The organism is Azospirillum sp. UENF 111221, assembly GCF_058780625.1.
Genome location: NZ_JBSNCH010000001.1, coordinates 631,924 through 645,272 on the forward strand (window position 1 = coordinate 631,924; position 13,349 = coordinate 645,272).

Annotated in this window: 9 protein-coding genes and 1 pseudogene; 4 read left to right on the forward strand and 6 right to left on the reverse strand. The window is 68.0% G+C overall.

Translation table 11 applies throughout. From position 1 onward, the window contains the following. Positions 1 to 8: 8 nt before the first annotated feature. On the forward strand, positions 9 to 1,298 hold the full coding sequence (locus ACWPN3_RS02850; RefSeq protein ID WP_492242596.1) for a hypothetical protein: 1,290 nt from the start codon (positions 9 to 11) through the stop codon (positions 1,296 to 1,298). Here ACWPN3_RS02850 and ACWPN3_RS02855 read toward each other — a convergent pair. The 5 genes and pseudogenes from ACWPN3_RS02855 to ACWPN3_RS02875 form a co-directional block, all read right to left on the reverse strand. Further along, complete coding sequence (locus ACWPN3_RS02855; RefSeq protein WP_109445362.1) at positions 1,295 to 2,590, reverse strand: pentapeptide repeat-containing protein; 1,296 nt, start codon at positions 2,588 to 2,590, stop codon at positions 1,295 to 1,297. The genes ACWPN3_RS02850 and ACWPN3_RS02855 overlap by 4 nt on opposite strands. 62 nt (positions 2,591 to 2,652) lie before the next feature. Further along, the gene (locus ACWPN3_RS02860; RefSeq protein WP_492261065.1) at positions 2,653 to 3,603 is read right to left on the reverse strand and encodes an ATP-binding response regulator; all 951 of its coding nucleotides are present in this window, start codon (positions 3,601 to 3,603) and stop codon (positions 2,653 to 2,655) included. Between the two features lie 133 nt (positions 3,604 to 3,736). Beyond that, positions 3,737 to 4,957 (reverse strand): annotated as a pseudogene (locus ACWPN3_RS02865) (phytochrome family protein); the annotation flags it as partial. 538 nt (positions 4,958 to 5,495) lie between these two features. Next, positions 5,496 to 5,840, reverse strand: coding sequence for a hypothetical protein (locus ACWPN3_RS02870; RefSeq protein ID WP_109445364.1), 345 nt, complete (start codon positions 5,838 to 5,840; stop codon positions 5,496 to 5,498). A gap of 19 nt (positions 5,841 to 5,859) precedes the next feature. Next, positions 5,860 to 6,261, reverse strand: coding sequence for a MarR family transcriptional regulator (locus tag ACWPN3_RS02875; protein WP_492261066.1), 402 nt, complete (start codon positions 6,259 to 6,261; stop codon positions 5,860 to 5,862). A gap of 281 nt (positions 6,262 to 6,542) precedes the next feature. Here ACWPN3_RS02875 and gpmA point away from each other — a divergent pair, with 281 nt between their 5' ends. Further along, positions 6,543 to 7,301, forward strand: coding sequence for a 2,3-diphosphoglycerate-dependent phosphoglycerate mutase (gpmA, locus tag ACWPN3_RS02880; protein ID WP_492242593.1), 759 nt, complete (start codon positions 6,543 to 6,545; stop codon positions 7,299 to 7,301). Between the two features lie 39 nt (positions 7,302 to 7,340). On the opposite strand, the gene ACWPN3_RS02885 is transcribed toward gpmA, so the two are convergent. Further along, positions 7,341 to 9,635, reverse strand: coding sequence for a helicase-related protein (locus tag ACWPN3_RS02885; RefSeq protein ID WP_109445367.1), 2,295 nt, complete (start codon positions 9,633 to 9,635; stop codon positions 7,341 to 7,343). A gap of 422 nt (positions 9,636 to 10,057) precedes the next feature. On the opposite strand from ACWPN3_RS02885, the gene ACWPN3_RS02890 reads away from it, so the two are divergent. Further along, positions 10,058 to 10,882, forward strand: coding sequence for a WecB/TagA/CpsF family glycosyltransferase (locus tag ACWPN3_RS02890; protein WP_109452584.1), 825 nt, complete (start codon positions 10,058 to 10,060; stop codon positions 10,880 to 10,882). Positions 10,883 to 10,885: 3 nt separating this feature from the next. Then, positions 10,886 to 13,261 (forward strand): GumC family protein, encoded by a 2,376-nt coding sequence (locus ACWPN3_RS02895; protein ID WP_492261067.1) that lies wholly within the window; start codon positions 10,886 to 10,888, stop codon positions 13,259 to 13,261. Positions 13,262 to 13,349: the final 88 nt, after the last annotated feature.

Consider the following 13,349-nt stretch of genomic DNA (forward strand, 5'->3'; position numbering starts at 1 on the left):
AGACGGTGATGCTGGAGGTCGTGGGGATGGCGACGACCGGCCGGGCATCGGCCTCCGCGTACAGGTCGGCGACGATGTTGGATTCCGCCGAAGGCGACGATGAGATCCGGATCGTAGCCGTCGATGGCGTCCACGATGACGCGCAGCTTGTCCTGGCTGAAGGCCGGTTCGGTGAAGGAGGCGACCTTCACCTGCCGGCCGAACATCTTCAATGCGTAGACGCCGTCCAGATCGGCCGCGACCTCTGCCACCATCGGCGGGATGAAGACATTCTCGACCCTGGCGGGCATGCCGTTGACGTTGATGATGGCGACGTCCAGCCCGAAATCGTCCTGCATGCGGGCGGCGAAATCGAAACAATCGCGGGTCGGCTGGTGTCCCTGGTTGGTGAACTGGTTGGTGACCACCGCGACGCGGCGGATCGGCCCGTCGCGAAAGGCCGCCCGCGCCGGTGTCAACCCCCAGCGCCGCGCGATCTGCCTGACCATCGCCGTGTAATAGCGGAACAGGTCGCAGGCGACGAAGGTCGCCATCTTCTCGCCGCTGGCGGTTCCCAGGAACAGCTGCCGCGAGATGCACCAGTGGGTGTAGTGCAGCGCCGCCGGATCGGCGCTGTCGCCGCCAAGGATCAGGTAATGAAGGATGCGCTCCAGATGATAGAGATCGCCGGTCAAATGGAACAGCACGGAACGCAGCCGGATCGTGTCGTTCACCGGCGTGTCGCGCTCAAGCCGTTCGGCAAGCTCCATCCGGCCGTCGAACTCCATGGCCCGGCGGATCTCGTCGCAAAGCGCGGTGAAGCGGTTGAGCTTGCCGGCGTCGATTTGCCGGTCGGTGAGAAAGACCGTCAGTGCTGCGGCGGCCGCGGTCACGCGGTCGGATGGAACCGTTCCCGGCATCGTCTTGACCCTTCCACTCCAGGCAGCCTTCCCGTGTGTACCGCCGCCACAGCAGGCCGTGCAAGCGGGCACTTCCCCCGGCAATCCATCGGCGATGGGTGCAGCGCGGCAGAAGCCGTTGCGCAAGGAGGCGGATTGCGACACACTCCGAATACCCATATTTTTAAAAGGGAAACTGAGATGGCTGGCTTCGACTCCACCGCCGGTGCCGCCGGCGTCGTGACCGGGCTGATCGAAAAGGCCGCTGCCGAACTGGACGCGATGTCCGATGCAGCGGCCGAGATCGCGCCGGAGGTCGGCGACCTCACCGGCGTGCTGGTGGAGGCGCAGCGGATCGCCGACCGGGCCGCCCTGGAACTGCGCCGGCTGACCCAGAAGCTGGCGCGGGCGGCCGCCTAAGTCTTGAGCCCGGCGACGCCGTCCAGGATCACCCCCTCGTCCAGGGCACGGCGTTCCAGCTTGGCGCCGAACAGCTTGGCGCCGGTCAGATCGGTCCTGGCGAGGTCGCAGCCGCGCAGGTTGGCGAAGGACAGATCGGCATTGCCGAGATTGACCGACCGCAGGCAAGCGCCGCTGAGATCGGCATAACGCAGCTTGGCTCCCGACAGGTCGGCCGGGCGGGACCGCTGCTCGTCGAACACCAGGGGGCGCAGGTTGACGTTGCGCAGATCGGCATTGTTCAGCTTGGCGTTCCGCAGGCTGATGCCGCGCAGGTCGCCGTCCGTCAGCTTGGCGCCGCGCAGGTCGGCGCGGTCCAGCACCGCGGCCTGCATCTGCACGCCGGAGAGGTCCAGGCCGTAGAGCGTCGCCCCGGCCGCGCGCAGCATGGTCAGGCACATGTGGGCCAGCGACGGCGCATGGCGCAGGTCGAAACCGGACAGGTCGAGCATCGCGCCCTGCGCCCCGCTCGACCCCACCCAGGTCATATGGTCGGCCAGCAGGTCTTCCAGGGATCGCCCCAGTTCGGCCACCACCCGGCCGACCGGCTTGTCGGTCAGCGCCTCTTCCACGTCGGCGTCGGTGAGGTCGGCCATCACCATGGTGGCGCCGGTCAGCACCGCGCCGCGCAGACAGGCGCCGCGCAGATCGGCACCGGACAGGTCGGCCCCTTCCAGGTTGGAGCCGGTGAAATTGGCGCCGCGCATGGTTGCCCGCACCAGCTTGCACCCGCGCATCACCGCGTCCGAGAAGTCGGTATGGACCGCCATGATGCCCGACATCCGGGCGTTGGTCAGGTTGGCCCCGGACAGATCGGCACCGTCGGCGTCCGCCGGACTGGACTCGATCTGCACCATGTGCAGATGGCCGGAGCGGTCCTTCTCGGCCAGGGAGCCGTCGCGCAGATCCGCCTCGAACAGGTTGGCGCCGACCAGGATGGCGCCACGCAGGCAGGCGCCGCGCAGGTCGGCCTTGATCAGGCTGGCGCCGTCGAAATTGGCCTGCCGCAGGTCGGCGACGAAGAAGGAGGCGCAGTCGAGCCGCGCACCGGACAGGTCGGCGCCGCGCAGGCTGGCGCCGACGAAATCGGCATGGGCCAGATCGCGCCCCGATAAATCCAGGCCGGACAGATCGCAGAAGGAGAGATTGGCGCGCGCCCCGCCGACACGGGCGTTGCGGAACATCTCGTGCTTGCGCACCGCCTGATCGAGCTGCGCCTGGTCGAAGCGCCTGAGCGCGCGATTCTGCACCATGGTCCCGTGAACTCCCTTTCCCGGCGCCAGTGTGCGGCAGGCCGGCTTCAGAAAGGGTTAACTCATGCTGCGGACTCGTTCTCCATGGCCGCTTCCCCGCCGTCGGCCGGGCGGCCCCGTTCCGAAAGGATGGAAGCGATGACCCCGCGCAGATCCTCCGGCGACACCGGCTTGTGCAGAAGCCGGCAGCCGGTGGCGACCGCCTCGCGGATGCGTTCGGGCGCGGTGTCGCCGGTCAGGATCAGGCCGGGCACCGGACGGCCCAGCCGCTCCCCCACCTTCGCCACCATCTGCACGCCGGTCAGCCGGCCCGGCAGGCGGAAATCGCTGACGATGAGGTCGGGAACGGGCATGTCGGGCATGTCGGGCATGGAACTGGATTTGGGGGTACCGGCCTTGGGGGAGCCGGCCTGGAGCCTGGTCCCGCCGATCAGTGCCAGCGCAGTCTCGCCCTCGTCCGCGACGACAACGCGATAGTCCCAGCTTTCCAGCAGCAGCCGCACGGCATCGCGCTGGATCGGGTCATCCTCCACCACCAGGATCAACCGGTCGCCCGCCACCACCGGATCGGCGTCCTTCACCGGCGCCGCGGTCGGCGCCCGTTCGGTTCCGACCACCGGCACGCTGACCGCGAAGACCGAACCGCGGCCCTGGAGCGACCGGACCTCCACCGCATGGGCCAGGAGAGCCGCCTTGCGGCGCACCTTGGCGAGGCCGAGGCCGAGGCCCTGGCGGCGGTCGCGCTCCGGATTGCCGAGCTGGACGAAGTCCTCGAAGATGTTGTCGAGCTGTTCGGGCGGGATGCCGGTTCCGGTGTCCCACACCTCGATGCGCAGCCACCGGCCCTGACGATTGCCCTGATGGCGGCAGCCGATGGTGACGCGCCCCTCGTCGGTGAAGCGGATGGCGTTGCGCACCAGATCGCCCAGCATGCGGGTCAGCAGCGTGCGGTCGGTGCGGATCACCATCCGGGTGGGCATCGCGCGCAGGACCAGCCCCTTTTCCGCCGCCATGCCGCGGAATTCGGCCAGCGAGATCCTCGAACACCGCCGACACCGGCACGTCGGCCAGCTGCGGCCGCACCACGCCGGCATCAAGCGTCGCCACCTCCAGCAGGGCATGCAGAAGCTTCTCGCCGGCGTCCAGCGCCTCGCCCATCTTCTCGGCGATCGCATGGTCGCGGGTGTTGGCGAGGCGTTCCATCAGAATATGATGAAAAAGCCGCAAGGCCTGGAAAGGCTGACGCAAATCATGATTGGCCGCCGACAGGAAACGGCCCTTGGCCTGATTTGCCCGTTCCTTTTCCTCCAGCGCACGGCTCAGCTTCACGTTGAGGGCGCTGAGGGCCGCTGTGCGCTCCTCCACCCGCTGCTCCAGCTGGACATTGGCCTGTTCGAGCTGGGCGTTCGCCTCCGTCAGGGCCTGACGGGCCAGCGCCTCCCTCTGCAGGCTGGCGGCGCCGAGCAGGGAAAGGCCGGCCAGTGCGGCGACGCCGGCAACAACCACGATAAGGCCGCGTTCCATCCGGACATACCAGGGCTCCAGCACGCTGGTGCGCGGGATCGTCACCGCCGACAGGATCGACAGGCCGGCCATCCGCTTCAATCCGAGGATCGACGGCTTGCCGTTCACCATCCATTGCGCATCGACCCGGATGGTTCCGGCGTCAAGCCGTGGCAGCGGGCCGAGCGACGGGGCGCCCGACCCGGCGAGGCGGACGCCGTCGGGTCGGTACAGACCGACCGAGCGGGCGCTCGCGTCGAAGGGCTTCAGCACCGGATCCAGGGCCGCCAGCGGTACGGCGACCAGGATCGCACCGTCGAAAACGCCCGCCGCAGTGTGGATGCGGCGGGCGAGAAGAATGGCCGGCTGCCCTGCCACATGCCCGAAGGCCGGCAGAATCCGACGTTCCTCCTCCGGCGATAAGGGGCGGACCAGAAGCGACAGGCCGTCGCTGGTTTCCGGCTCGGCGAAAGCGATGGTGGGACCGTACAGCGCCGTTCCGTCGGCACTGAGCAGCGTGACCCGGCCGTTGCGCTCCACAGCCATCGCCTCGGGCAATGTGCGCTGTCCCCAGGAGGCCAGGCCACGTCCGTCCATCCGGCCGGCGACCTGCTCCAGCAGGCCGACACTGGCCTCCAGCACGCCGCGCGCATGGCTGTCGAACAGGGCGGCCGCTTCCCGTGCGTCCTTCTCGGCTCGATCGAGCGTGTCACGATAGTCGAGCGCGGTGACGGTGGCCCAGGAGGCCGTCCCCAGCAGCGCCAACAGCGCGCACAGGAAGGCGACCAGCATCCGTGGAGAGGGGGCGAGACGGCCGGGGCCGGCCAACGACAGGGAAGGCGGAGGCATCTGCGGCGATGACATCGGCCCGGTCACACGGGCATTGGCTGGAGCAGCGGCAGACAATGCCGAAGCTCCTTCCAAAGCGTCGGCGACTGGTGGGGGACGGTCATCGGCGGGCAATCCTGGGCGGTGGCGGAACTGGGCGGGTGACGGAAGAGCGACCGGGTCGCCAGCGACTGCGATACAATCGAGTTGGGCGAAACAGCCAAGAGTAAGTTTCAACTTTTCCGAATGTTTGAATGACGAATCAACCCGCAGTTCCCCGTTCGGTTGACGGTGTGGAACTAAAGCTTAGCCCCATTAGCCAGAGGAACAATATCACAGGAAGAAATGTCCCGCGATCAGTCTTGGCGACTATGACAAACATCGTAATCACCTGCCCATTAGGTCAGGTCGAATTGAACGGAACGATGAAGCCTTCCGACCGCAATTGTGGGTTTGTTCGCTACTTTAGATTAAGTGCGCCACCATTCTTGCCGGATGCATTTCCGGCGCCGGAAACGCAAATGGGCCGCCCGCGCGGGAGGCGCGGCGGCGTCACAGGAACGGGGCGGTCAGATCAGGGAGGAGGGGCGGACGTCTGCGTCTCGCCACGTACGATGAGAATCAGCCCATCATCCGCCGCCTCGATCTCCTTGCCGGCATCGCGGGGGATCGGGACTTTCTGGCGGCGGCAGAACAGCAGAAGCAGCGCCAGCGTCTTGCTGGGGGTGAAGACGACCTCCCGCGACCTGGAGGCGCCGCTTTGCTGGATTTGGACCGACAGGCCGCCATCGGACGTCGGCGTCACCATGGTGACGACGCCCAGCGGCAGATCCGTCTGGTTCGGAGCCTTCTGGTACCAGGCGAGGGCTTTCTTCAGGGCGGAATTGGTGAAGAACAGTTCACGTGTCTCGACGATCATTCCATCCCTGACCAAACACTCACGCCCGGCCGCCCTCCAGTCCCGGATTGAGCCGGAACGTGATCGCGCGCCCCAGTTTGGATTCCCGCAGAAGGATCTGCTTGGTTTCCAGCAGCTTGATGGCCCGGTTCACATTGGGCCGCTGCATGCCCAGCGCATCAGCCAGTTCGGACTGGAGCACCGGAACGGAGCGATCGAAATGGAGCCTCCGGCTCAGATAGGTGAACACACGAAGCGCCTCCAGAGTGATCTCGCGGTCGGTCGAAACGGCTCTGGAGATGACGTCATGATGATGCAGCATCGTGGCCTCGGTACGCAAGGTTGTCAGGTTGCTGGGGCGATAATCGGAATGGTTCAGCGTTGCGCCCCGCAGGCCCGCGGTGCCGGCTGAAGTCTGCGATTCCGTGTTCGGTTGCGTCATCGGCCCTTCCCTTCCGCTGTGGCCGGCGAGGCCGGCGTGTTCGAATGAGATGACCGTACCGCGGGATTATTGTTCGCGTATGTCGCCACGATTTCGCCGCTGACATAATTGGTGTCTGTGGAAGCAATCATGAAATCGGATTGAAACCGCAAGCTGCCCGTCGCCGATCCGGAATCGCCCGATGCTGTGCCGTTTTGTCGCGGGAACCGAGCCGGTTACAGCCCTGTTTCACCTTTCATATGCCCGGCGATCGAGCGCCGAAGTTGGAAGGGAGAGCCGCCATGCACCGCCTGATTCTGTTGCGCCATGGCCAGAGCGTGTGGAATGCCGAAGACCGCTTCACCGGCTGGACCGACGTCGGGCTGACCGAGCGCGGCATCGCAGAGACCCGCAAGGCTGCCGAATTGCTGAAAGCGGCCGGCATCGACGTGGACATCGCCTTTACCTCGGTGCTGAGCCGGGCAATCGAGACGCTGCACCTCGTCCTGCGCGACATGGACCGCTTGTGGCTGCCGGTGCACAAGCACTGGCGCCTGAACGAGCGGCATTACGGCGCGCTGCAAGGGCTGAACAAGGCGGAGACGGCGGAGCGCCACGGGGCCGAGCAGGTGTTCCAGTGGCGGCGAAGTTGGGACGTGCCGCCGCCGGCCATCGAGCCGGACGACCCGCGGTCAGCCGTTACCGACCGCCGCTACGCCGGCCTCGCCAAGGCGAACCTGCCGCGCGGCGAGAGCCTGAAGGACACCACCGAGCGCGTCATCCCCTTCTGGCGCGACGAGATCGCTCCGGCGCTGCGGCTGGGTGCCCGGGTGCTGGTCTCGGCCCATGGCAACAGCCTGCGCGGACTGGTCAAGCATCTGGACAATGTCAACGACCAGGACATCCCGCTGTTCGAGATCCCGACCAGCCGCCCGCTGGTCTATGAACTGGGCGCCGACCTGACGCCGCTTCGCCGCTATTTCCTGGGCGAGAACGGCACGGTCGAGGAGATCGGCTGGCCGAAGCGCGAGGGAACGAAGCGGGATAGCGCGGCGGCGTGACTGTCTCTTTCCCGAGGCTGGAGAGAGACAGGAGTGCTTTTATGGCGTCACGCCACGCCGCTTCGGGCCTCGACCAGCAGGGGGGCCGCTGCGGGGGCCACTCCGGCCTGGAGCGCGACCGGCCGGGGCACCCTCCTTCGCCACCGGATGGTGGAAATGGTGCTGGTGCGCCGGCTTCTCGCCATTGCCCCGCTCCGGCGGACCGCGCCGGCCGCCGCGGCGCTCGTCGACACGGCTGCTGTAGCAGTTGTCGCAGACACGGAAGCGGTGGTTGGCCTTCAGCCGCGTGCCGCAGACCGGGCAGGCGCGGGCGAGCGAGCGCTCGGCGAGCGTCCGCTCGATGAAGGCGTTCAGGTGCGCGCGGCGCTCCTGGCACAAATCCATCTCGGGATAGGCGTCGGGGAAGCGGTAGGCGAGCCAGGCGTAGGCGGTCAGTTCCTTAACCGCGCGCTCGGCCTTCTCCAGCTCCACATCGGTGCCGACGCTGTGCCGGAACCGCTCGGCGGCGTCGGGGGCGGCGTTGGGGATGCCCCTGCCCTGGTTGACCGCCCAGCCGCCCAGAAGGCGCAGGTTGTTCTGGTCGCGGGTGTCGATGGGACAGCGGGCCAGCATGTCGCGCTGGGCCAGCGGCAGCTTGGCGCGGTCCACCGCTGTTGCAGCCTGGATGCGCTGCTCCAGGTCGGTCATGCGGAAGGTCTGGTTGGCGCGCAGCAGCTCCTGACCGGCGGTGCGCAGCACCTTGGCGAGGCTGTCGGTGTCCAGTTCGCGCGCGATGGCCTCGACATGGCTGAGGTTGGGCGAAATCCACGAGCGCGGATCTTCCGGCGGCACCGGCGGCGAGGTCAGGGCCCGGCGCACCGGGTTGATGCTCTCGCCGTCCAGCACGGCGACGCGGCCTTCCTCGCGCAGGCCGAAGCGGCCGGCCCGGCCGCCGATCTGGCGGATCTCCGACGCGGTCAGCTCGCGTTCCTCGCGCCCGTCATATTTGCGGGTGGTGGACAGCACGACGCGGGCGACCGGCAGGTTCAGCCCCATGCCGATGGCATCGGTCGCCACCAGCACGTCGGCGGTGCCCTCGCGGAAGCGGCGCGCCTCGGCCCGGCGGACTTCCGGCGACAGGGCGCCGTAGATCACCGCGACATTGTGGTTGCGCCCCAGCAGGTCGTGGCGCAGAGCCATCACGTCCTTGCGCGAGAAGGCGATCAGCGCGTCGCCGGACTTCACCTCCTCCAGCTTCACCCGCTCCTCCTGGACGCGCAGCGGCGACTTGCGGGTGAACTCGACGACCTCCAACTCCTCGCCCATCGCGTCGGCCAGACGCTTGACGTAGGGAATGGCATCGGCCGAGCCGGTCATCAGGATTTCCGGCGCCGCCACGCCGGCCACCGCCTGGGTCCAGGCCCAGCCGCGGTCGGGATCGCCGATCATCTGGATCTCGTCGATGACGCAGGCACCCCAGACCTTGCTGGTGTTCACCATCTCGATGGTGGAAGAGGTGAAGGCGGCGCCCGGCCGCACGTCGCGCTCCTCGCCGGTGACGAGGCTGCACGGCCGGCCGCGCGTCTCCAACGCCTCCTGCCCTTCCAGCGCCAGCAGACGCAGCGGGGCGAGATAGCAGCCGCTTTCCGCCTCGGCCAGCCGGTCCATCGCCGCGTGGGTCTTGCCCGAGTTGGTCGGGCCGACGAACAGCCGCAGCTTGCGGATCATCGCACGGGCGGTGGCGAAGCTGTCGAGATAGACGCCCATGCCGGACGCGTTCTCCAGCCGCTCCCGCCGCACCTTCAAGCCGGCACGGGATGCTGCGGTGGAGAAGGCCTCCTCCATCGCATCGAGCAGGGTCTGCAAACGCGGGATCCGGCCGCCGAAGCCGACGACGCGGCCCAGTTCGTCGGCGAAGCCCTTGGGCCGCCAGGAGTCGCCGAAGCCGGCCGCCCGCTGCGCCATCGAGGCGACCCAGCCGTCGACGCGGTCCTTCGCCTTGGCAATGGCGGGCGAGGACAGGCACGCGCCCTTCACCCGCTTGCCCAGCGCCTTGGCCTGCGGCCGGCCGAACCCCTCCTCGATGGTCAGCAGCCCCCACAGGTCGGCCTCGATGTCCGGAAGGGGCCCGAGCGCCACCTTAAATCGCAACTTGAGCTTGCGGTCGGTGCCGGGGATCTGGACGACATGGTTGACCGCGACCGTCCAGCGCGCCGGGGTGCTGTCGGCATCCACCTCGATCCCGTCGCCGCGCACCACGGCGGCCACCGCGCGCAGGGCGTCGCGGCGGTCGAATTCGTCGGCGGTGCCGGGGGTACGGCCGGAACGGGCGTTGTCGGAAGTGTCGTCGGTCATGATCGTCTTTTCTTGAGATTGCCCCGGTGATGCAAGCGCTTCGGCCGGTCATATCGGCCGGGCGGCCGGTCCGGCAAGGCCGTTAGGCCCTGCCATCAGACAACAGCCATAGAGCGCCAGGGTCTCTCTTTATGGCCGGGGCCTCACTTTATGGGTCTGACCGGCCGATTCGGCAAGCCGAATCCCCCGATGGGAGCAAGCCCGGGCTAATTCGATTCCGTCGCCGTTTCTCCGATCTCGCCCGTGCGAAAAGGGGGGAGGCACGGCCACATAGAGCCACGCAGGTTTGGTGGTCCGATCCCAACGGGTTAGCCGCCGCCGCCCGGCGGACAGGCCCGGCACCGGGTCAAGCCGGACCGGCCGCCAGATCGGTCGTGTAACGCTCAACGCTTTGTTCCGATCAATTTTTTTGGGAGATGCGCATGCCGAACCCTCGTGAGGTCCTGGAACTGATCGAGCGCATGCGGTGCATTTCGAGCGACGGCGAGCGCCGGGCCCTGATCGAACGGCTGGGCGCGGTCGACCGTCCGACGGTGCTGTCCTTCCTGAACGCGCACGGGCTGAACGTCTGCATGACGTCGGACGCGGCACTGGCCGCCTTCGGCGCGTCGGACGTGCTGCTGCGCGACGGGATCGGGTTGCAGGCGGTTCTGCCGGTGCTGGGCATGCCGTCCGGCCTGAACATGAACGGCACCGACTTCATCCCGCTGCTGCTGAAGACCCTCGGCCCCCGCAAGGTCGCGATCTACGGCACGGCCACCCCGTGGCTGGACCGCGCCCGCGCAGCACTGGAGACGGAGACGCCGCACCGCTATGCCGACCTTCAGCACGGCTTCCACCCGGTGGAGCATTACATCGCCCAGGCGCGGGCCAACCGCCCCGACGTGATCCTTCTCGCCATGGGCATGCCCAAGCAGGAGCAGGTCGCCGCGGAGCTGAAGCGCGCGCTGGATCATCCGGTGCTGATCGTCAACGGCGGCGCCATCGTCGATTTCCTGGCGGGCCGTTTCAAGCGCGCTCCCGAGGCCGTCCAGCGCTCCGGCCTGGAATGGGCCTTCCGTCTGGCGCAGGAGCCCCGCCGCCTGTTCCGCCGCTATTGCATCGGTGCCTTCGGCTTCGCCTGGAGCACTTATCGCCTTCGCCGTGCCGCATCCCTCCGAACCCGCGGGACGGGCGCCGCAGCGCCCGCTTCCACCCGGATCTCTCCGTCACCGATCCGGCGGTCGCCTATCCAGAAGGAGCTTTGAGACGTGGAAAACCTTCCCCAGATCAACAACGGAGGCCACGGCCCTGGAAGCCATGGCGGCCTGCCGGCTCAGGCGTGGCCCACCCAGGTCGGCCACCATGCGCCGCGTGAGTTCGACGGCCCCGCTCCGGCGATGGGCCCCGACTTCCGCTTCATCCTGCGGGTGCTGGCGGCGCACAAGACGCTGATCATCCTGATCGTGCTGGCGCTGACCGCCCTGTCGGCCTTCGCCGTCTCGCTGATGAAGGACAAGTACACCTCCGAAGCCCTTCTGCTGGTCGACAATCGGCAGGTCCGCGTCGTCCGTGCGGAAGACCAGGCGCTGAACTCGATCACGCCGGAAGACGGCGCGATCCTCAGCGAGATCGAAATCCTGAAGTCGACCGCCGTGCTGTCCCAGGCCGTCACCGACCTGAAGCTGGCGACGAACCAGGAATACAACCCGCCGGTCCAGGCCGACGAGACGAAGCCCTTCGTCGAGCGCGCCACCGCCTGGACGCGCGAGCAGGCCCATGCCGTCTTCGGTCCGGAACTGCCGGGCGTCGTCCAGGCCGTCCTGGCCCATGGCGACAACATGACCAAGGACACCCACCTGCGCGAGACCCGTGCCGCCGACAGCATCGACGGCGTGCTCGACCGCGTGCGCCGCAACCTCGAGGTCGGCGTCGTCGGCCGGTCGCGCGTCATCCAGGTCCGCTACACCGCCGGCGACCCGGAGATCGCCCAGAAGGTGGTCGACACCGTCGTCCGCCGCTACATGGAAACCCGCCAGCAGATGGACCGCGACCTGTCCACCAGCGCCGTCGCCTGGCTGGAAGACCGCATCGGCACCCTGCGCAAGGAAGTCGCCGCCGCCGACACCAAGGTCGACGCCGTCCGCTTCAAGGCCGGTCTGGTCAAGAACGGCACCAACGGCTTGATGGCCACCACCGAGCTTGAGCAGGCCCGACTGCGTCTGGCCGAGGCCGCCGCCACCCGCGCCCGCGCCGTCGCCCAGGCCCAGACGCTGGAACGCAGCGCCGGCAACGGCGGCAGCCTCGCCTCGCCCGTCGTCGCCCAGCTGCGCGCCACCGTTGCCTCGATCTCCACCGAGCTTGCCCAGCTGTCGCGCCAGTACGGTCCGAAGCACCCGCGCATCCAGGAACTCCAGGCCCGCCTGAACGAGGCGAACTCCTCGCTGCAGCAGGAGGTCCGCCACGAGATCGGCGGCGTCCGCGAGGCGGCCAACGTCGCCATCGAGCAGGAAAACGCCCTGAAGGCGATGATCGCCAAGCTGGAAACCGGTTATCAGACGATGACCGAGGAAGCGGTTCCGCTGCGCACGCTGGAGGCCGAGGCCCAGGCCAAGCGCCAGCTGCTGGACAGCCTGCTCGGCCGTCTGGAAGAGGTGCAGGCCCAGCAGGACAACCGTGCCTTCCCGACCGCCGTCAAGCTGGTCTCGGCGCCGCAGGTTCCGCATGAGCCGTCGGGTCCGTTCCGCATCCTGATGCTGATGGCCGGTTTCGTCGCCTCGCTCGCCGTCGCCATCTTCATCGTCTTCGGCATCGAGCTGTTCCAGCGCCGCATCCGCACCCCGGAAGCCGTCCGCCGCATCCTGGGCGTGGGCACGGTCCACATCGTCCCGCACCACTCCACCCGCGGCACCCGCGGCCGTCTCGACCAGATCTTCCAGAACCATCCGTTCTCGCTGTTCTCGGAATCGATGCGCGCCCTGTTCCGCAACCACCTGTCGGATTCTGGGTCCGGTCGGCTCCATCGCCGTCACCTCGGCCCGCCCGCAGGACGGCAAGACCTCGATGAGCCTCGCCGTCGCCCAGGTCGCGGCCCAGGCCGGCCGCCGCGTGGTGGTGGTCGACACCGACTTCCGCCGGTCGCGCATCGACGGACTGTTCAACCTGTCGGCCAAGAAGGGCCTGTCGGACTGGGTTTCCGGCACCGCCACCCTGGACGAGATCGTCCACACCAGCGAGGACGCGCCCTATGCGATGATCCCCGCCGGCCGCCTGATGCCGGAGACGCTGGACCGCTTCAACGTCGACGGCCTGATCCACCTGATGGCCGGCCTGTCGCCGCACTTCGATCTGGTGGTGTTCGACACCGCCCCGGCACTGGCCGTGTCGGATGCCCGCATCGTCTGCGGCGCCGCCTCCAAGGTCCTGTTCGTCAGCCGCTGGGGCCACACCACGGCCAGCGACCTGCAGGCGGTCGCCGACCTGGGTCCGATCGACCACAGCAAGTTCGTCGCGGTGATGACCGACGTGAACCTGAAGAAGGCGGCCTCGCGCGGTTACCAGGGTCCCTACAACAGCTACATGGCGACCCGGAAATACTACGGCGACACCACCCTGCGGACCGCCCCGTAAACGGGAAGCCGGGGTGACCTGAAGCTCCTTCGACCCAGAGGCCCTTTCCTTCCGGACGCTGCGGCGCCCGGAGGGAGGGGCCTCTCCATGACCGGCTACCGCGAC